Raw genomic sequence first — 20,859 nt, forward strand, 5'->3', positions numbered from 1 at the left:
TTGCAGCCTTAGCAACCCCTCACAGCCGGCAGCATCTACCGCATGCAAACTTCTTCTACCTCATTGTAAATCAAACCCATACTCACCATGACACTCACCAAAAGCATTCTGCGCGTTGCGCTTGGCACTGGTCTACTGCTGCTTATTCCTCTTGCGGCCAAATTGTTTGTTCCGGGTATGCTCTGGAGCCCCGGCGACTTCCTGTTCGCTGGTATCCTGCTCTTCAGCGCGGGCCTCACGTTCGTCTTGATTTCGCGGATGGGCGACAACACGGCTTACCGGCTGGCCGCTGGTGTGGGCGTAGCGGCGGGGCTCCTGCTGCTCTGGGCGAATATGGCCGTAGGCCTCGTTGGGAGTGAAGACAACCCGGCTAACCTCCTGTACCTGGGCGTGCTGGCGGTGGCACTCATTGGAGCCGTGGTGGCGCGCTTTCGGCCCCTGGGCATGTCTAACGCTATGTTTGCTGCGTCGCTAACCTATATCGTGGTTACGGCTATTGCCCTCTTCATCTGGAAGCCCACAGGTGCTGCCGCCGAACCCAACGTCCACCTCATAAATGTGCTGGTAGCCAATGGAGTCTTCGCCGCGATATGGGCCGTTTCGGGTTGGCTGTTTCGCCGCGCCAGCAATACTAACTCCAACCAGCAACTGGCCTAGCGTGGCAGTGTACTAAACCGCATCTTCTCTGCACCTTACCTAGTACTCCTATGACAACCTCCCAATTTGTGATGGCGGGTATCCTGCTGCTCGTTGCCGGGCTCCTATACTTACTAATAGCGAGCCGAGGCCGCAATGGCGCTTATAAACTGGGCGCCGGCGTGGCGGTAGCAGCCTCTCTCCTGCTCGTGTGGGGCAACCTAGCGGTAGGATTTATCGGTAGCGAGGACAACCCTGCCAATTTGCTCTATGCCGGAGCACTGGTTGTGGGCTTCATTGGGGCCATCCTGGCGAAACTCCAGGCGCAAGGAATGGCGAAGGCGATGTTCGCTACCGCCCTTACGCAGTTCGCCGTGCCATTCGTAGCTATGTTCATCTGGCGGCCTGAGCTTAACCGAGGTGTGCTGATGGTACTTGTGCTGAATACTCTCTTTGCCGGGCTGTGGGCGCTTTCGGGTTGGCTGTTTCAACGTTCAGCCAGCACTACTAGCTCACAGAACCAGTTAGTATAAGTTTCGGGGCAATCAGCCTTCTAGCTCTGAAGTAGCCCTATTTCAAAGGCCGCAGCGCACGAAAGGAAGTAACGCTTCTTTTCGTGCGCTGCGGCCTTTGGTGGTTTAAACCGGGTGCCTCACCTAATCTTGGGCCCGTAGAGGAGCTGTTAAAAAACGTAAGCTTTTCACTTTCTGCGAGTAGCTATGGCGTACCCAGCTTGCTTTGTGCAGGCAAGGTTCACAAGCGAAACAATCCTGACGGGCAGGTGGTCTTAGCACCGACGACGCCGTCCGCAAAAAGCGGCTCACAGACTATTAGCCCAACTTACTACGTATGAACATTGGAATCATTGGGGCTGGCCACATCGGCAGCGCCCTGGCCGTGCGCCTCACCAGCCTAGGCCACTCGGTGTACATTGCCAACTCCCGCGGCCCCGAAACACTGACGGACTTAGCCCAAAAAACGGGCGCTACTCCCGTAACAGCCCAGGAAGCGGCTCGCCGCGGTAGCGACATCATTGTGGTAACCATACCACTGAAGAAAATCCCCGACCTGCCCAAAGACCTGTTCGCGGATGTACCCGCCAGCGTGCCGGTAATTGACACCAGCAACTACTACCCCTTGCTGCGCGATGGCCAGATACCGGAGCTGGAAACCGGCGACCTAACCGAAAGCGAATGGGTGCAGCAGCATCTAGGCCGCTCAGTACTGAAGGTGTTTAACAACATCTTCGCCGCCAACCTCGAGAACAACGGCCAACCCGCTGGCACACCCGGCCGCATTGCACTGACAGTAGCCGGCGACGATGCCGCTGCCAAGCAGAAAGCAATGGCTCTGGTGGAGGAGTTAGGCTTCGACGCCATAGATGGTGGTAGCCTGCACGAGTCGTGGCGGCAGCAGCCCGGCTCGCCCCTGTACTGCACCGACTTACCTGCCGCCGAAGTGCAGCAGCATTTGGCTAGCCTCGGCACCACGCGCACACCCGAGCAGCACGCTCAATTCACGGCCAACCAAGCCGCATCAGAAAAACAACTAGAGGCGCAAGGCGTCAAGCTGTAAGGACTAACTCCATGTAGGCTGTCCAATTGCTAGACAATTCCTTCAAGCCCCACCGAACTAGCTCCGTTAATTGTAGGAGCCCGTTCGGTGGGGCTTGTTTGGTAAAGAGACGTTACTGAATGACGGGGCCGTTTCCAGCAATGATTCTTACCCAACTCGCTATTCCTTTACGATCTGACAGGCCGAGCTTAATTGAGGAGTGGTGCTGATTCTGCTGAACATCGTTTTCGCCGGGCTGTCGGTTGAGTCGGCAAGTGGCCTAGAAGAGCCACCTGACCTATATTGTTACTTTCACTCTACAGTGAAGTATGAACCCAAGAATTATCAGTATCGTTAAACTATTGACAGCAATCACTATTTGCGAACAATTAGGTAGCTTTGTTTTGATGAAAAACCCCAATTCCACCTCTGCTAGCACACCTAAGCCAATTGCCCAGCTTGCTGCTAAAGCACAGGCTCCGGTGCAGCCGGTAGCGGCGTTCCGGCCGGTGCAGCCGGAGGACTTGACTGCCAAGCGCCGTAAAGCATACCCCTATCTATTTTGATTCCTGCTGATTTTCCGGGTAACGCCTACCCGTTCCGCTTTATTCGTGAAGAGCCGCCCTACTCCCCGGGCGGCTTTTTGCTTGAGCGGTTTATCTGTCCGTTCAAAACGATGAAGGGGCGTCACTACCTTATTCAGGTTGAGCAATACCAGCACCATATCTACGTGCTCAAGTTTTATCTCAAAGAGCATCGCTATCAGCAAGACCCGGAACCCAGGTATTATTATCAAACCAACGACGGACCCGCCGAAGCTATTCGTATCCTCAATACTTGCCTGTCGGTGATGCTGTACCTCCTCAAGCGCGACCCGCTAGCTTCCGGAGGCTTTATTGGCACCCTCAAACCAGAAGAAGGAGAAAACACTGTCAACGGCCAACGTTTCCGCATCTACTCCCAGTTGGCCCGCGACTTTTTCCCGCCCGAACGGTGGGACCACCAACACAGCCCTGAAACCAATGCGTATCTTTTGCTCAACAAAGCCTCGCTAGGCCACTACCCCGACTTGCTCCAGCAAGCCCAGCAGATGTTTCAGGCGCTCTACCCGGACTTCTCGAATGCCCTTAGCGACACATTGCGACCTGTGGTTTCGCAGATTCGGATTGGGTAGTGTCGACTTCTTGCACAGCACTTTTTGCGATTTCTTTATCCAGACTAGCAGTGATAAAATATCAGGTTCTACTTATAGTCACAGCTCTCTTTTTAACAGCTTGCTCATCCCAAGAGTGCACTGGAGAAATTGACGCTTTGGTGCTATATGAGAAACAGGAGACTGTATTCAGCAGTAATCTGGTTTATGTTGATATAAAAAATAGAAGCGGTATTGGTGTTAGAAAGACGCTATATAATAATGGCAAATTGATAGGCACATTCAATAATGTTGTCATCATTTATGACTTTAAAAACAGATATAAGGGGCGCAAATGGATTTGTTTTAACAGTGAATACTTAACTAGATTTGCTACATGTGGCGCGGACCTAAATCCTGAGCGTATACCCGAGCTTCAACTATATTTCTAAGAATGACTTTTTGTCATAATAACATAAACCATCCTTAATACAGTCCGACAAAACGTCAGCAAAAACTCTTCTGCACCCCGTTTGCTAAGCATCACGTAGAACTTCCTAACCCGAAGCACCTACCTAGATCTTAGCAACCATGAACTTCAATAATTATACGATTAAGGCACAGGAGGCCGTGCAGAAGGCCACTGAAATTGCCGGGGGCAACCAGCAGCAGGCCATTGAAACCGGCCACTTGCTGAAGGGCCTCTTCCAGAGCGACGAGAACGTGCTGTCGTTTCTGGCCAAGAAGCTGGGTGTGAACCTGAATATCCTCACGCCCCGCCTCGATGCCATTGTAACGGGCTACCCTAAAGTAAGCGGGGGCTCGCCCTACCTCTCCAATGAAGCTGCCGCGGCTCTGCAGCGCGCTACCGGCTTCCTGAAGGAGTTTGACGATGAATATGTGTCGGTGGAGCACCTGCTGCTGGGGCTGCTGGGCGGTAAAGACGCCGTGGCTACCCTAATGAAGGACGCCGGCTTCAACGAGAAAGACCTGAAAGCGGCCATTAAGGAGCTGCGCGGGGGCCGCAAGGTGACCTCGCAGACCGCCGAAGACCAGTACCAGAGCCTCAACCGCTACGCCCGCAACCTCAATGAGCAGGTGCGCACCGGCAAGATGGACCCGGTTATCGGCCGCGACGAGGAAATCCGCCGCGTGCTCCAGATTCTGAGCCGCCGTACCAAGAACAACCCCGTGCTGCTCGGTGAGCCCGGCGTAGGTAAGACCGCCATTGTAGAGGGCCTGGCCCAGCGCATTGTGGCCGGCGACGTGCCCGAGAACCTCAAGGACAAAATCATCATGTCTCTTGACATGGGCCTGCTCATTGCGGGTGCCAAATATAAGGGCGAGTTTGAGGAGCGCCTCAAGTCCGTTATCAAAGAAGTAACCGACTCCGAAGGCCAGATCATTCTGTTCATCGACGAGATGCACACCCTGATTGGGGCCGGCGGGGGTGGCGAAGGCGCCATGGACGCTGCCAACCTGCTCAAGCCCGCCCTGGCCCGCGGTGAGCTGCACTCCATTGGGGCTACCACGCTCAAAGAGTACCAGAAATACATTGAGAAAGACAAGGCCCTGGAGCGCCGTTTCCAGGCCGTAATGGTGGATGAGCCGAGCACGGAAGATGCCATCAGCATCATGCGCGGCATTAAGGAGAAGTACGAGCTGCACCACGGCGTGCGAATCACGGACGACGCCGTAATTGCTGCCGTAGAGCTAAGCTCGCGCTACATCACCGACCGGTTCCTGCCCGACAAGGCCATCGACCTAATGGACGAGGCCGCCGCCAAGCTGCGCATTGAGCTGAACTCCATGCCTGTGGAGCTCGATGAGGTGCAGCGCCGCATTATGCAGCTGGAAATTGAGCGCGAAGCTATCCGCCGGGAGGAAAACCACGACCGTGAAACCGTGCTCAGCAAAGAACTGAGTGAGCTGACTGCCAAGCGTGATACGCTGAAGGCCCAGTGGGAAAACGAGAAAGGCGTTCTTACGGGCATTCAGGAGCAGAAGGAAGCCATTGAGCGCTACAAAGTAGAAGCCGAGCAGGCCGAGCGCCAGGGTGACTACGGCCGCGTAGCTGAGTTGCGCTACGGCAAAATTCAGGAAGCCGAAGCGCAGCTGAAACAGCTCCAGGACGAAGCCACCGCGAACAAAGATGGTGGCCACATGCTGCAAGAGGTAGTAACCTCCGAGGACATTGCCGAGGTAGTAGCCAAGTGGACCGGTATTCCGGTAAGCAAGATGCTGCAGTCGGACCGCGAGAAGCTGCTGAACCTTGAAGGCGAGCTGGGCAAGCGCGTAGCCGGCCAGAGCGAAGCCATTGAAGCCATCTCCGATGCCGTGCGCCGCTCGCGGGCAGGCCTACAGGATCCTAAGCGGCCTATTGGCTCGTTCATCTTCCTGGGCACTACCGGCGTGGGTAAAACCGAGCTGGCTAAGGCCTTGGCGGAGTACCTGTTCAACGATGAAAACGCCATGGTGCGCATCGATATGAGCGAGTACCAGGAGCGCCACGCCGTGTCGCGGTTAATTGGGGCACCTCCCGGATACGTGGGTTACGACGAAGGTGGGCAGCTGACCGAGGCCGTGCGCCGCAAGCCGTACTCGGTGATTCTGCTCGACGAAATTGAGAAGGCCCACCCCGACGTGTTCAACATTCTGCTGCAGGTACTCGATGATGGCCGCCTCACCGACAACAAAGGCCGGGTGGCGAACTTCAAGAACACCATCATCATCATGACCTCAAACACAGGTGCCGATATCATTCAGAAGAACTTCAAAGAGCTGAATGAGTACAACCACGAGGAAGTGGTAGACCGCACCCGCGAGGAAGTAGTGGAGCGCCTGAAGCAGCACATGCGCCCCGAGTTCCTGAACCGCATCGATGAGATTGTGATGTTCCAGCCGTTGAAGCGCCGTGAGATCCGCAAGATCGTTGATATCCAGTTCAAGCAAATTCAGCAGCGCCTGGAAGAAGCCGGCATCCGTCTGGAAGCCACCGACGAGGTACTCGACTACTTAGGCGAGCAGGGCTTCGACCCGCAGTTTGGCGCTAGGCCACTCAAGCGCGTACTTCAGCGCCTAGTGCTCAACGAGCTGTCGAAGGACATTCTCGCGGGCCGCGTAAGCAAGGACGCGGTAGTGGAAGCTGTGCTTGAAGACGGCCAGATCCGCTTCGTAAATGTGGACGTGGAAATTCCCGGCATGTAAGAGCATGTTGTATAGATAGAAAGCCCCGTTGGCTGATTGCCAACGGGGCTTTTTGCATTATGTGAGCTGGCTATTTTGCTAGTCGTCGCAGCCGGTGGTGTAGTTGTCGTTGCACGTGTTTCGGCAGCGCTTTTCGTTGCTCAATTAAGGCTACTGCTTCTCGTTCGTGTGCTTCTGTATGCTGGCTCCAGGTATCCACTCCAAAAATGGCCAGACCAATCCCGGCCAGCCCACTCACCATGGCTACTGTTGCAAACGTGGTTTCTCGTTCGTCCGGCCTGGAAGGGCTCATGATACTGCCGCCCAAAGGTACCTGTGCGCCCGAATACACCGCCGTACCCAGCGTAGCACCTGCTAGGCCAGTCATCACTTTACCGGTGCGCCGCTTGGTTTGGTATAAGCTATGTAATGCCTGCAGGGTGTCTGCCCGTGTAAGAGCCCGGTTCGCAATTGGAGCCACTGGCACTTGTGCTGTCACTTCAACTGAAAGGGTCAGGAGGCTCAACAGGCCTAGCACTACTTTTACTCTCATCGGTTTGGTATAAATCACTTACTTGTTTTTATCAATGCACTACTACTATGGGTATTGCTCACTATTGCCTTTGTAACTGCTAGCCTCCTGCTCAGCTGTTTCAACTGGAACGGGAAGCCGTTATACTATTAGCGCCTCTGGATAATCTTGCGCAGATGCAGTATTCCGTCGGCACTGCACTAATGGGGTATTTTTGTCTATTTCATATGTTATTTATCTCTGGTTACGAAGGGGAACCAGAGGGCTACATCTGGCGGCAGAGGTTGCCCTTGTTCTAAGTCGGCTAGCACCTGCCGTTCGCGCTTACAGCTGAAGCGCACCATACCCATGGTGCCGAAGACCATGGCATTCGTTCCTAGGCATAAGTCTACGCCGGTGCCCCAATCATCCTTACGGTTTGCAATATAGGTGGTAGCACTAGCCACCATAACACCCCCGCTAACTGCTCCTACTGTGCTATACAGGCGGCCCCATTTGAAGAGTTTGTGAACAGCTTGCCGCACACTATCTGGCAAGGGCACTCTGGCCACTGTAGCGTGCAGAGAATCGGTGAGGTACCCCCCGGTTGCAGGCAGTGTTTTTTGGGAGAAGCCAGAGCTGATAAGCGCCAGCAGGAAGACAATAAGCAGAAGTAATTTTTTCATACTAATCAAAGCCAAGTAGATAGACAACTAACTGACTCTAATATAGATGACACTGACTGCTACTTCATGCGTAAGACCACGTTTTTAATTCTCAGCCAACTGGCCTAGCGCGGGGTGCGCTGGGTCTGCAGTTGCTCCCACTCCATTTGTTGGCGCAATGCCTCCCGGATGTAAGCGGCCTCAGTAAAGTGGGCAGCATTTAGCCGGCGCCGGTACTTGGCCGGAACGGGCGTACCGGCAGCGTAGGCCAGGTCTACGGCGCGCAGATGGGCTTTATTCAGCATGGTGGCATGCATAATGAAGCCTACCACCGTCCCCCCAAGGATGGCCGTTCCGAGGGGCGGCGAAATAGCTTTTTCGGCCACGGTGGTTTGTCCGTAGCTATCAGTAGAAGAAACAGGCAGGGCCAGCGACATACCTACAATGAATGGTATGGTGTAGAACCAGCCCACAGCCCGGCGTTGACGAAACAGTACCAGCAAGGCGCCAGTAGTATCGCGCTCAGTGCCTTTCGGCTCAAAACGCGGTAAATACCACCCGTTGGCTATCAGCACAGCCCCCGCTTCAGATACTGCTGCCGAAGATGTGGCCGGTTGTGCAGACTGGGCAAAGAGCGAGGATTCCCACAGTAACAGCCCAAGCAACAGGCCTAGAAATTTACCCATAGCACCTAGTAGCTTATCTTACTTGACAGTAGCGGCCTGCACGGGCGTATACTGAATGATGGGCTGGTTGAAGAAGCGCGGTTTGAGCTTGCGGCGCAGATTTTTGGGTAAGGGCTGCCCGGCGGCGTAGGCTGTTAGCGTCCTCTCGAGCTTTCCATTGCTGTAATGTACCAGCTTGCCTACCCCATACGCGGCCACCGGAAGGCCTAAAAGGAAGGCTACCCCCGGGTCGGGGGGCTCTGATCGCACTACCATTCCACTACCTGTTGTCACGGATGAGCCGCTGGAAGTTGCTAGCCGGGCACTTGCTAAAATAGCTGAGCCAACCCAGACAACTCCCCCACCCTGTCGGCGGCTGTAGAGATTAATGATGGCCTGGGCCGTGTCGTTATGTAGGTACTGCGCCCGCAGGTGTTGCTTGAATTTTTCGGAAGGGTGGCTCCCATTGCCCTGCGCTCGTGCGGTTACGGCAAACAGCCCTAGTAGACCAATAAGCAGTAGTGGTTTAGTCATATTAAATATTATTAGTACTAAGATTAATTAGCCTGTAAGTTAGCAGCAAGTGGCCTACAGTACAATTGCCAGCTTTCGAATATTTCAAGCTTGTTTCAAGCAACTAACCTATTCATAGGACATCACATTATAGAACAAATAGGCTTTTCGCCCATTGCGTGGCTGACGAGCACTTCTCCCTTACCAGCCGAAACAGTGGTTCGTCAAATGCATAAAAAAGAGCCCCTGACGCTGTCGGGGGCTCTTTTCAAGAGAATTGATAAGGTTAGGGTATGACCACTAATCTTGCAGCATGATGCGGGTGAAGTTGTTCTGCTTACCTGAGGTCAGGCGCACGATGTAGACTCCCGAGGCCAGTTTGCCTCTGTTGAACTGGTAGGAGAAGCTTTCCCCAGCGTCGCCGTTGCCTTCGGCTACCACGGCTACTACCGAGCCCAACAGGTTTACTACTTCGAGGCGGTAGGTGCCGCTCTGAGCCAGCGTGAACGACAGGTTAGCCGCTGAGTTGGTGGGGTTGGGTGAGGCCGTCAGCTTCATGCTTTCCGCAGCGCTTTCGTCGGCCAGCAGGCCAGAGCTCTTGCCATCTTCGCAAGTGCCTACCATGTCGCCGTGAGCTAAGTGATCTGCCACACCGTCGGCTCCGATGCAGAGCAGATTACCACCTTTGTGGCACACCTGAACTTTGTCGTTCTTATTGCCGCAGCGTACGTCAATCACGTTGATTTTGACCGTGGCGGTGCGGGTGCACTTGTCGCTGTTAACGGCCGTTACCGTGAAGGTGTACATGCCAGCCATAGTTGGCTTGAACACGGGGTTAGCAACCGTGGTGCTGCTCAGGCCGGTGGTAGCAGGGCCAGCAACGGTCCAGGTGTAGGCGAAGGTTGGGTCACCGCTGGCTTCCAGCGTTACCGTTTGGGCACCATAGCCTAGGTAGATAGTGTTAGCAGCGGCACCTTTAAAGCCAGCGGTAGCAGGCGTTACCTTAATAGTAGGCGCCGAGCAAGCGTACAGCGGAGGCATATCGAAGGCCTCAACCTGGTCGGTGCGGCTCGTGGTCATGCCCTGCTTGGCGCTAAAGCCTAGGCCACGCTTGGCGAAAGCCCGCCAGATTAGTTCCTGGTTGGCACCGCCGTTGTTGAGGCGGTCGGCCAGCAGAATGGCGTCGCGGCCATCTACGAAGCCGGGCTGACAGGGCTGGAGCTTCAAACCATCAATTACCAGCTGCATGGCCATGTTGTTGCCACCTTTGCCGTGGTAGAGGTCAGCATCGAAACCGTACTGGTCAATCATGCCCCAGGTCATGTCCCACAGCATCGTAGACCATACGAAGCCAATGCCGTGCGGAGCGGCTAGTGTGGTGTTGTTAGTAGCACCGTAGGTGTAGGAGTTCACCTTGAAATCGGTGGTGTAAGGCGCAGGACGGATACCGTTACCCGTGGTGGGCTGGCCCGAAGCATACGTACCGATGCCGCGCACTTTAGCAGCTACATCGCCGGGCTTCATGGTCAGCATCAGCCCGAACCAGTCGCTCCAGCCCTCGCCCATTTGCTCGGCGTTGCCCAGGCAGCTGGTGTTCAGGCGGCCGCCGGTCAGGCGGTTAGAAATGCCGTGGCCATATTCGTGGGCAATGATGCCGTTATCGAAGTCGCCATCCAGTTCTACGCTGCTGTTTTTGAGGGATACTATTACTTCCTGCGAAGCATCCAGCTGCTGCCGCACTGCCGCACCGCTAACGTCGCTGATCATGACGGCCGGAATAACGATGGCGGGCGTAGCTACCGTAGGTGTGCCACCCATAGCAATGGGGGCGCCGGGGGCGTTGTTGATTACTACTACGCCAATAGCGCCAGCTTTCTGGGCGTTCTGCACCTTATCGGCAAAGCCACACGTACCGCGGTATACTACGGCGATGTTACCGGCAATAGCAGCGGCGTTGGTGAAGGCCGAGCAGCCTTCGGCGCTAACTGCTGCGGTGGTTTGAGCCAGTACCAGTTTGCCGGTTACCGGCTCCGGCGACAAAGGCTTGCTGAACGTGCCCTGCTGCGCGGGGTAGCTGCCCGCCAGCGTGGAAGGCGACGTAATCCGGAACATATCCTTGTCCGGAATACCAGCCCACAGATACATCTGCATCTTAGGGGCGCTACCATCGCGGGGGGTTGAGAAGTTGGCGTTGTTGCGGGTAGCCGTGATGTTGCGGCTGTCCTGCGCTTCGGCTAATACGGGGTCTACGCCCCCCACGGCCCGATCGAAGTTGTCGTACTGGAAGTTGCCGCTAGCCTCGTCAAACCCGTACTGATACCATACATCGTGCATGATGTTGTTCCAGTAGAACAAGTTGGTAATGGCCGCGTCGCGGTAGGTTACCGGCTGCTTGCTGAAGTCGATGGGGAAGTCAAACTTAAAGTCGGGCCCACCATCGGTGAAGTAGCTGGTCGTGTAGTTGTTTTTGTTGTCGGGATCTTCGTAGGCGAAGACGTTGTTGCCGCGAGTTTTGGTTGAAACTCCTTCGGGCGAGTACTGCCAGCCTTTGGGCGAAGCGTCCTTATCGGCAGCGTCTAGGCCTACAAACACGCGGGGGCCATGGTTAGGGCTTTCCGTTACCAGCGGGTAAATGTTGTAGCCGCTGCCATTGGTGGCCTCAATCATGGCCGTAGCGAAATTGAACGGCTTGGTTTCAGTAGCACGAGGAGCACTAGCGGTTTCGCGCAGGGGCACGCCACCAGGACCATCATTGTCGAACTCGCAGTGGGTTACCAGGTTATCCTGGTCGAGTACTTCGCCGGTGTTGGCATCCAGCCGGACGTTCCACCAGTTCAGAGCGTCCTTCTCATAGATAGACACTTCCCAGGCCAGGCGCAGGCTGCCATCTTCCAGGGGCTGGTACACCAGCTTGGCCGGAATGGGCTCCAGCGAAATGCCACCCGTTGAGAATACCATCTCATTATCGTTGCCGCTGGCGCGGCGTTGCACATCCAGCGACTGCTTGAGCGAGAGGCCTAGATGGCGCGCGGCCGTGCGCACCGAGGCGTCGGGCGTAACCTTGGCTTTATTGGTCTTGATCCGCTTAGCTAAGTCCTTCTCGAAGCGGTTGGCCACATTCAGCACCTGGCCGTCTTTGCTCAGGGTAAGGGTGCTGATGGCGTTGTGAATTTCAATGCCCTGATACATCTGCTGCAAATACAGATGTCTTGCTCCGCTTTTGGAGGTGGTTTCGCTGCTCAGCACAATGTCCGCAATGTCGGCATCCGTGAGCTGCAGGGTCTGTTTGTTGGTTTTGAAGTGATTTAGAATAGCCTGCGGAGCGGCTTTTCTCTCAGATTTCGCGGATGATAAATTGCCCTGGCTGAAGGAGGAGTACCCTGCTAAAAGCAACGCGCCCACCATCACCGGCCGAGCCAGTACTGGTAAGAATTTCGTCATGTGCTATACGGTTGTGGATTGAAAGGCTTGAATGATTTGAAATAGTAGCTTTTGTTGTCTATTTCCTATATTTTATTTTCTCATGACAATATTTTATACATAAAAAAACAACAATATTCACATGGAATTCATCTAACTAGAATAGGCCTACAGCCTCTCATAATGGCTTATTTAGCTCATCAGTAAGCCCTTAACACTAACTTATTATAGTTTTAATACTATTTATACCTCCATAAATCCCAACTTAATAACGTCATTCAATTAACACTATGACTATTAGCAATTTACATACATAGTTATCTTTTCACCTCATTTCAACAGCCCTACTCACTCATGCAGGAAGCCAAACGGCCTGGTTGCGTAGGTCAACCAAGTGGAAATTAAGGAGACTAGATTTCAAGTTGCTTGTTGATCAGTGCAGTTCCTACTGACCGCCTTACCCCTCTTCTAATGCCGGAACAGCCCGTTTCACTTACTCCTATTTCGTAGGCCACCTGCTGCTGTGAGCAGCCACTACTGCCGTTCAGTACTGAGTTGTTGGGGCGGTAAAAGCGCGCTAATCCGATAGGTCGTGTAGATTTGCCGCATGTCGGTATTCCAAACGTATCTGCAGCTCGGGTTCTACCACATCTTCAACCTGAGCGCCTACGACCATATGGTGTTCCTGCTGGCCCTGTGCGCGCCGTACGTACTGCGCGACTGGAAGCCTGTGGTGGCTTTGGTCACGAGTTTCACCGTAGGCCACTCCCTTACCCTGGCGCTGTCTACGCTGGGCGTGGTGAATTACTCGCCCAAGCTCATCGAGATTCTGATTCCCATTACCATCATCATTACCTGCCTGGCAAACCTGCTGCAGGCCGGCCGGCCTACTACCCGCATCAGCCCCAACCGCCGCGACACCGTAGGGCCGATTGTACTGACCCTACCCAACTTGCTGGCTGCCGTCTTCGGCCTGATTCATGGGCTGGGTTTTTCCAGCTACCTCCGTGAGTTGCTAGGCCACCAGAGCCGCCCCGTGCTGGAGCTATTGGCTTTTAATGTTGGCGTAGAGCTGGGCCAGCTGCTCATTGTAAGCATTATTCTGCTGCTAGGCCTATTGGTGTTGCGCGTATTCAACGCTGCCCGCCGCGACTGGCTCCTCGTCACTAGTGGCGCCGCATTAGGTATTGCTCTGATCCTGCTGCTAGGCCAGATGCAGTAGTAAGTGACTGCGTGATGAGGAAGTAAACGGCACGTTATCCTGAGTGCAGCTACCGACTGGCCTAGGCTTGTGCTAACACAGTAAGATCCTGCGCATGCTCAGGATGACGTGCTGTTTACTTCCCGCCCCAACCTCCTCATCACTTCTACTTCACTCGTTCACTCTTATGCGTGCAACGCGCCAGTCCGGTGTGTGTCTTTCGCGGCACGCGAGGATATAAGTCGCTAGGCCAGTATCTTCGCTTCTTTCCGGCGTCTTTCACTCCCCTTTTCATACTATGTTGAAACCTACACTGCTGGCCGCTGGGCTGGTGGCTCTGCTGGCCGCTCCGGCGCTGGCGCAGAACACCAACTCCGGCACCGACAAATTTGCCCAGCTCGGCCAGGAGCTGCCCACGCCTAACACGTACCGCACGGCTTCGGGCGCCCCGGGCCGCGACTACTGGCAGCAGCGCGCCGACTACAACATCAAGGTAACGCTCAATGATGCCGACCAGAGCATCAGCGGCACCGAGGATATCACGTACACCAACCTCTCGCCCGACAAGCTCAGCTACCTGTGGCTGCAGCTCGACGCCAACATCTACGACCCCAAGTCGATGACGGCCTCCACCCAAACGGCGGAGCTGCGGGATAAAATGTCGTTCCAGACGCTGGAGTACCTGGAGCGCACCAGCTTCGACGGCTCGTTTAAGATCGACGACATCCGGATGAAGGGTGGCAATAAGCAGTTGCCGCACACCATCAACTATACCATGATGCGTGTAGACCTGCCCCAGGCGCTAGCCCCCAAGCAGTCCGTTACGTTCACGGTGAAGTGGCACTACACCGTCAACGACCAGAAGAAAACCGGGGGCCGCTCGGGCTACGAGTATTTCGAGCAGGACAAGAACTACCTCTACGAAATTGCGCAGTTCTACCCCCGCATGGCCGTCTACGACGACGTGAATGGCTGGCAGCACAAGCAGTTCCTAGGCCAGGGTGAATTCACGCTGCCCTTCGGCGACTATAAAGTGGCCATTACGGCTCCTGCCGACCACGTAGTAGGCGCCACCGGTACCCTGCAGAACCCCGACCAGGTGCTGACGTCTACGCAGCGTAAGCGCTTCGACCAGGCCAAAGCTTCCTCGAAGCCGGTGGTTATCGTGACGCAGGACGAGGCCACCAAAGCCGAGCAAGGCCGCGCCAAAGGCACCAAGACCTGGGTCTATGACGCCAAAAACGTGCGTGACTTCGCCTGGGCTTCCTCGCGGAAGTTTATCTGGGACGCCATGGGTCTCAAGATTGAGGGCAAGCCCATCGTGGCTATGTCGTACTACCCCAAGGAGGCCAACCCGCTGTGGGGCCAGTACTCCACGCAGGCCGTGGCCCACACCCTCAAGACGTACTCTAAATTTACTATCCCCTATGAGTACCCGGTGGCTATTTCCGTGCACGGCCCCATTGGCGGCATGGAGTACCCCATGCTCTGCTTCAACGGCTACCGCCCCGAGGCTGATGGCACCTACTCTTCGGCTACCAAGTATGGCTTGATTTCGGTAGTTATCCACGAAGTAGGCCACAACTTCTTCCCGATGATTGTGAACTCCGATGAGCGCCAGTGGACCTGGATGGATGAAGGCCTGAACACCTTCATGCAATACCTCACGGAGCAGGAATGGGAACGGGGGTACCCCTCGCGCCGCGGCGAGCCGGCTCAGATTGTGCCCTACATGGCCATGAACCCGAACCTGCAGAACCCCATCATGACCAACTCGGAGACGGTGCTGCAGCTGGGCAACAATGCCTACGGCAAGCCTGCTACCGCCCTGAACATTCTGCGCGAAACCGTAATGGGCCGTCAGCTATTCGACTACGCCTTCAAGACTTACTCCCAGCGTTGGGCCTACAAGCACCCCAAACCCGCCGACTTCTTCCGCACCATGGAAGATGCTTCGGGCGTGGACCTCGACTGGTTCTGGCGTGGCTGGTTCTACGGCACAGAGCACACCGACCTGAGCATCGAAAACGTGCAGTGGTACAAAGTCGACTCCAAGAACCCCGACATTGAGAATGCCGCCCGCCGCGAGGAGCTGAACGCCGCTCCCAAGAGCCTCTCGCAGCAGCGCAACCTCCAGGATATCAGCAAAACGCTGGTGGACGAGCGCCCCGAGCTGAAGGACTTCTACAACAATTACGACCCACTGGCGGTATCGGAAACCGATAAGGCCCGCTACCAGCAGTACGTGTCGAAGCTGAAGCCCGAGCAGCAGGAGATCCTGAAGAAGGGCCTCAACTTCTACCAGGTGAACCTGAAGAACCTAGGTGGCCTAGTGATGCCGGTTATCATTCAGATGACCTACGCCGACGGCACAAACGAAGTGGTGAACATTCCGGCCGAAATCTGGCGCCGCAACAACGCCGAGATAACCAAGGTGTTCATCACCGAGAAGCCCGTGGCCTCGTTCACCCTCGACCCCTACCTGCAAACCGCCGACACAGACCTCTCAAACAACGGCTTCCCGCGCAAGCTGGCGCCTTCCCGCTTCGAGCTGTTCCAGCAGCAACAGCAGGCCGCCCCGCAGAACCCCATGCAGCAGCGCAACGTGTCGTCGCAGCAGCCTAAGCAGAGCGGTGGTACTACCGGTGCTACCGGTGGTAACTAAGCTTTCTTCCTACTAGATTTGAACAGCCGGGCCGTTTGGTCCGGCTGTTTTTTTATTTCTATGCTATCTACTCTACAAGCTCAGGTCTTCAGTGAAGACACCGAAATTGTGCGTGCAGCCTTTGCCGAGTTGACTGAAATAGGGGGCGAAGAGGTCTTTCAGTTCTATGTAGGTTTGCTGGAATCAACCCGTCCGTTGATACGTAACCGAGCGGCTTGTGGGATTATCGAAATTGGGGACCAGCGAGCCGTTCAACCGCTGCTCCATGCTATTTTAAAGACAGAAAATATAGGCGCTAATGGCACCTTAGTTTATGCTCTAGGCCACTTCGACTGCAATAATCTGTTCAAGGAGATATGCCTTATTCTTTTCTATCATGGCTACGAAGCTCGCCAGATGGCTTGGATGATTATAGACGATACTGAATTCACAGTAGCCCTTGCAGACTCTCTTAAAATAAGGAAGCATTGGCATATGCTCAAGGAAGATACCGTCAGGCAAAAGCAACTTGAGAAACTGGAGTTAGAATATATAGAAGAGTTCCTGGATGACTACCTACTGTAGAAATCATTAGGACTGGCCTAGCGCCAGTACAGCCTGCTTTATAAATCGAGATTACTGCTCATTGGACCACATAAAAAAAGCGGCCGGCGAATTTCGCCGGCCGCTTTTTGTGCGGAGTAGTACTACTAGGTAGCGCTTAGTTGAAAATGTAGCGCACACCCAGCTGGCCCTGCCAACGCGAGGTCAGGTTAGACACGTCCCAGGCATTGGTGCGGGTAGCAATGGTGCGGGGGAATGAGAAGGTAGGCTGCACACCGTTGCCGGTAGATTCTACGCGGAGCAGTTCGGTAGCATTGTTCTGTACCGAGTACTGACGGCCCCAATCGTTGTTGAGCAAGTTGCCCACGTTAATCACGTCGAAAGTCACCTGGAGGGTGTTCTTCTTGCCACCTGCCTGGAAGTTGAAGTCCTGGGCTACGCGAATATCCACTTGGTGCGTCCAGGGCAGACGAGCGGCAAAACGCTCGGCGTACTGGCCACGGTGGCTACGCAGGTAGGGGTCGTTGTTGATGAAGGCCTCCAACTGGTCCTGTACCTGAGCCAGGGTGCGGCTGTCGGTAGATACCAGCTTGATTTCGTTGGCGTCACGTACATCGCGGGGGATGTAAATCAGGTCGTTGCCGTTGTTGCCGTCGCCGTTCAGGTCGGTGCTGTTGCCGTACACGTAGGTGAGCGGCTGACCCGATAGGCCTTCGTACACCGCCGAGATAGTGGTAGCCAGTTTGTCGCCGGCGTAGTGGAAGGTGTAACCAGCGGTAGCCAGCAAGCGGTGACGACGGTCGTTGAGCGAGTAGCTCAGCTCCGGGTTGTTGGGGTCGGTGATGATCTGGTTGAAGCCGAAGTTCGACGAAGCCGTAGTGTTGAAGCCACTGTTCACGTCTTTCGACTTACCATAGGTGTAGGCCACCATCGTGTTCAAGCCATCCGAGAACTGCTTCTGCAGCTGACCCGTGAAGTTGTAGCGGAAACCCTTGTTGGTGTTCTGCAGCACGTACACGTTCGTGAAGTTCTGATCTACGCGGCGGGCGTTGCCACCGGCGTACACAGGGCGTTGGTCGGGACCAGCCAGCTTGCCAACGGGAGCCGCCAGGTTAGCGTCCTGGTAGTAGATATCGTTGATGGTCTTCGAGTATACCCCTTCCAGGGTAGCCAGCACGTCGCCGGGCAGGCGGAAGTCCACGGCCAGGTTCGAGCGCCACACTTGGGGCAGCTTGAAGTCTTTCGACAGCGTGTTGATCTGGGCCGTTTTAGCAGCACCTGAGCTGTAGGTAGTCGGAATCTTGCTGATGTCCGTCTCGATGGTCGAGAGGTAGCGGGGGGTGTTAGGATTAGCCGAGTTGTACGAGGCGTTGTTGATATCGAGGTTGCCCTGAATCATACCGCTGTTGGTGTAGCTGTTGGCAATCCAGGTATAGGGCACACGGCCCGTGAAAATACCTGTACCGCCGCGCAGCTGCACTTTCGCATCGTTGTTCACATCGTAGTTGAAACCCAGGCGAGGTGCCCACAGCAGCTGGCCGTTCGGCATGTTCTGGGTGTTGATGTCGCCGTATTTGGCGAAAGCCGTCTGGCTAGCCACGCGGGGGTTGTACACGGGCTTGTCGGTAAACACGGGCACGTCGAGGCGTAGGCCAGCGGTCAGGCGCAGGTTCTCGATGGGCGAGTACTGGTCCTGCACGTAGAAGCCCAGCTGCATAGCTTTGAAAGCCGCAGCGCCATCACCGGTGGTGGGGTAAGCAGCTTGTACGCGGGTAGCTTTATCGTTGTAGAAATTCTGCAGCGAGGAGAACGTGTAAGCGCCATTGCCATCGGCAATGAACAGGTTGCGGAACTTGAAGGCCTCGTTGTGCGTGCCCACCGTGAGGGTATGCTTACCGAAAGCGGCCGTCAGGTTGTCGGTTACTTCTACAATATCCTGGTTCAGGCTGTTCAGAGCCGAGCTACGCTCCGTACCGAAGATGTAGGTGTTGCCGTTGTCGGAGATGCTGAAGGAGGGCAGCAGGGTGCCGCGGGTATCCCGACGGTCACGAATGCGGCTGTAGCTCAGCAACAGCTTATTGGAGAAGCGGCCGAGGCGGCTGTTCAATTCTGCTACCGAGCTGTTGGTTACGTTGCTGAAACGGTAGCCGTTGTTGCCGAAGCGGAAGTTGATGGAAGAGCGAGTCAGGTTGTCGGCGAAGGCCTCCACGTAGTTGTGACGGATAGTCAGCTGGTGGTTTTCCGAGAGGTTGAAGTCCAGACGACCAAAGATCTTATTGCTTTCGGTGCGGTTGGTTACGCTGCCGTAGTTACCCACTTCGTAGCCGTATTTGCGCCGGGCCGAATCAGCAATCGTAGCCAGGGTAGCGGGGTTGATGCCGGAAGCCGAAGTACCGGGGTCGAAGCCCAGCGGCGTGCTGGCGCGGGCAATTTCACCGTTCAGGAAGAAGAAGACTTTGTCTTTCACCAGCGCGCCACCTACGCGGGCACCAGTCTGGTAGTTGTAGAACTCATCGGCCTTGGTGCGGGGCTCCGTCACGCTCTTGCCAATGGTGTTCTGGTTGCGGCCAAAGCCGTAGATGGAGGCCGAGAAGTCGTTCGAGCCCGAGCGGGTAATGGCGTTGATACCACCACCGGTGAAGTTGCCCAGGGTTACGTCGTAGGGAGCAATAACCACCTGAATTTCCTGGATGGCGTCCAGAGCAATGGGCTGGGTGCCAGCCTGTCCGCCGGGGGTAGCGCTGGGGGCCAGACCAAACACGTCGTTGTTTACCGCGCCGTCAATGGTGATGTTGTTGTAGCGGTTGTTGGCGCCGCCAATCGAGTTGCTAGTGCCACCGTTCGCCTGGGGCGTGAGGCGGGTAAAGTCGTTCAGGGAACGGTTCAGAGTGGGCAGGCGCTGCAGTTGCTCGCGCGAAATGCGGGTTTCAGCACCAGTGCGGCTAGCGTTCATAATGCCATCGCGACGGGTGCTCACTAGTACATCTGCTAGCTGCTCTGTGGCCTCGCTGAGGTTGATATCGAGGCGCTGGTTCTGCCCCAGAGTCAGGAAGATGTTTTCACGGGTTACATCCTTGTACCCAATGAACGTCACTCGTACGCTGTAGGGGCCACCTACCCGCATGTTCTGCAGGTTAAAACGGCCTTCTGAGTTAGTAGGAGCAATATATTGGGTGTTGGTAGGATTGTGCACCGCAATAATCGTGGCCCCAGGCAGGCCAGCGCCCGACTGGTCGGTAATTGTGCCGCTCATGGCAGCAGTGGTGCTTTGCGCCATGCCCAACCTCGCTGACAGTAACGTCAGAATCAGCAACACCAAATGGCGTAAACGTAAGTTACTCATAGATAAACGTTTGTTGAAAAAAGCCCCTTTTTTAAAAGGGCCGCAAAGGTATATCACTTTTCAACAAATTGAATTATACCTATAAAACTAAAATCTTTACAGTGTTACTATAATGTTATGTATCAACGATTAACGGCTTTAAAATTAATTCAAAACGCTAAAACAGCTTGTTAAACATATGTATATAATCAAACTCTAATTATCAATAAATTATATTTTTCAAATAAGTAGTGTTTTTAGATCAATTTGACAATAAAACTATCATTCTTTTAAAAAGTCAATTACTCTTATATCTATCCTATTATTTAGTATAGGTTATGTCCTAGCTCAACTGGCAGCACTCGGGTTGCTAGTTATCCAGCTTATCTAACAAGATTATACCACCCGATTCGAGGGTTTTCTTGCTAGCTTGAGGCATCCTTCCATCTCCTACGTTTACAACCCATGGGACTCCTTGATGCCATCCTCGGTAATGCCTCCGAAACCGATGCCCAACAAATTCAATTAGAGCTAAGCCAACTCTTGGCCCCCGGCGAGCAAGTGCGTAACGCTTACGCCGTCATCCGTGACTTGCTGGTGTTTACTACCAAGCGCCTGATTTTAGTGGATAAACAGGGCGTAACGGGCAAAAAGCGCGAATATCTTAGCCTCCCCTACCGCAGCATTGAGCGGTTCTCGATGGAAACTACCGGCCATTTTGATATGGATGCGGAGCTGAAGATTTGGGTGCGCGGCCAGACGGAGCCCATCAGCAAAACCTTCCGCAACGACAAGCACATCTACGACGTGTACCGCGCCCTGAGCGAATTTGCCGTGTAAGGGGAG

Annotated in this window: 16 protein-coding genes; 10 read left to right on the plus strand and 6 right to left on the minus strand. The window is 54.8% G+C overall.

All coding sequences use genetic code 11. The features are described from left to right. The first annotated feature begins 87 nt into the window (after positions 1-87). From EU557_RS05580 to clpB, 6 genes are all read left to right on the plus strand, one after another. The gene (locus EU557_RS05580) at positions 88-657 is read left to right on the plus strand and encodes a hypothetical protein (RefSeq protein WP_135529402.1); all 570 of its coding nucleotides are present in this window, start codon (positions 88-90) and stop codon (positions 655-657) included. Positions 658-707: 50 nt separating this feature from the next. Next, complete coding sequence (locus tag EU557_RS05585; protein ID WP_135529403.1) at positions 708-1,169, plus strand: hypothetical protein; 462 nt, start codon at positions 708-710, stop codon at positions 1,167-1,169. A gap of 316 nt (positions 1,170-1,485) precedes the next feature. Then, positions 1,486-2,211: an NADPH-dependent F420 reductase gene (locus EU557_RS05590; protein WP_135529404.1), complete on the plus strand. Its 726-nt coding sequence runs from the start codon at positions 1,486-1,488 to the stop codon at positions 2,209-2,211. A gap of 308 nt (positions 2,212-2,519) precedes the next feature. Then, positions 2,520-2,756, plus strand: a complete 237-nt coding sequence (locus EU557_RS05595) for a hypothetical protein (RefSeq protein ID WP_135529405.1) — start codon at positions 2,520-2,522, stop codon at positions 2,754-2,756. After that, positions 2,753-3,364, plus strand: a complete 612-nt coding sequence (locus EU557_RS05600; protein WP_135529406.1) for a hypothetical protein — start codon at positions 2,753-2,755, stop codon at positions 3,362-3,364. Before EU557_RS05595 ends, EU557_RS05600 begins: the two co-directional genes overlap by 4 nt. 549 nt (positions 3,365-3,913) lie before the next feature. Next, positions 3,914-6,529, plus strand: coding sequence for an ATP-dependent chaperone ClpB (gene clpB / locus EU557_RS05605; protein ID WP_135529407.1), 2,616 nt, complete (start codon positions 3,914-3,916; stop codon positions 6,527-6,529). A gap of 70 nt (positions 6,530-6,599) precedes the next feature. On the opposite strand, the gene EU557_RS05610 is transcribed toward clpB, so the two are convergent. The 5 genes from EU557_RS05610 to EU557_RS05630 all read right to left on the minus strand — a co-directional run bounded on the left by EU557_RS05610 (position 6,600) and on the right by EU557_RS05630 (position 12,303). Then, positions 6,600-7,061, minus strand: a complete 462-nt coding sequence (locus EU557_RS05610) for a hypothetical protein (protein WP_135529408.1) — start codon at positions 7,059-7,061, stop codon at positions 6,600-6,602. Positions 7,062-7,270: 209 nt separating this feature from the next. Further along, on the minus strand, positions 7,271-7,705 hold the full coding sequence (locus EU557_RS05615; protein WP_135529409.1) for a hypothetical protein: 435 nt from the start codon (positions 7,703-7,705) through the stop codon (positions 7,271-7,273). A 104-nt stretch (positions 7,706-7,809) separates the two neighbouring features. Beyond that, complete coding sequence (locus EU557_RS05620; RefSeq protein WP_135529410.1) at positions 7,810-8,370, minus strand: hypothetical protein; 561 nt, start codon at positions 8,368-8,370, stop codon at positions 7,810-7,812. An 18-nt stretch (positions 8,371-8,388) separates the two neighbouring features. After that, positions 8,389-8,883, minus strand: coding sequence for a hypothetical protein (locus tag EU557_RS05625; RefSeq protein WP_135529411.1), 495 nt, complete (start codon positions 8,881-8,883; stop codon positions 8,389-8,391). Between the two features lie 279 nt (positions 8,884-9,162). Beyond that, positions 9,163-12,303, minus strand: coding sequence for a T9SS-dependent M36 family metallopeptidase (locus tag EU557_RS05630; RefSeq protein WP_135529412.1), 3,141 nt, complete (start codon positions 12,301-12,303; stop codon positions 9,163-9,165). Positions 12,304-12,889: 586 nt separating this feature from the next. Here EU557_RS05630 and EU557_RS05635 point away from each other — a divergent pair. The 3 genes from EU557_RS05635 (at position 12,890) to EU557_RS05645 (ending at position 16,712) form a co-directional block, all read left to right on the plus strand. Beyond that, entirely contained in the window at positions 12,890-13,504 is a 615-nt protein-coding gene (locus tag EU557_RS05635) for a HupE/UreJ family protein (RefSeq protein ID WP_135529413.1), read from the plus strand. 277 nt (positions 13,505-13,781) lie between these two features. Next, the gene (locus EU557_RS05640) at positions 13,782-16,148 is read left to right on the plus strand and encodes a M1 family metallopeptidase (RefSeq protein WP_135529414.1); all 2,367 of its coding nucleotides are present in this window, start codon (positions 13,782-13,784) and stop codon (positions 16,146-16,148) included. A gap of 60 nt (positions 16,149-16,208) precedes the next feature. Then, positions 16,209-16,712 (plus strand): HEAT repeat domain-containing protein, encoded by a 504-nt coding sequence (locus EU557_RS05645; RefSeq protein WP_135529415.1) that lies wholly within the window; start codon positions 16,209-16,211, stop codon positions 16,710-16,712. A 136-nt stretch (positions 16,713-16,848) separates the two neighbouring features. Here EU557_RS05645 and EU557_RS05650 read toward each other — a convergent pair whose 3' ends face one another. Beyond that, positions 16,849-20,034, minus strand: coding sequence for a TonB-dependent receptor (locus EU557_RS05650; RefSeq protein ID WP_135529416.1), 3,186 nt, complete (start codon positions 20,032-20,034; stop codon positions 16,849-16,851). Between the two features lie 444 nt (positions 20,035-20,478). On the opposite strand from EU557_RS05650, the gene EU557_RS05655 reads away from it, so the two are divergent. Continuing rightward, entirely contained in the window at positions 20,479-20,853 is a 375-nt protein-coding gene (locus EU557_RS05655; protein ID WP_135432865.1) for a PH domain-containing protein, read from the plus strand. Positions 20,854-20,859 lie beyond the last annotated feature (6 nt).

Origin of the sequence: Hymenobacter wooponensis, assembly GCF_004745865.1 — a bacterium.
GTDB classification, from domain to species: Bacteria; Bacteroidota; Bacteroidia; order Cytophagales; family Hymenobacteraceae; genus Hymenobacter; species Hymenobacter wooponensis.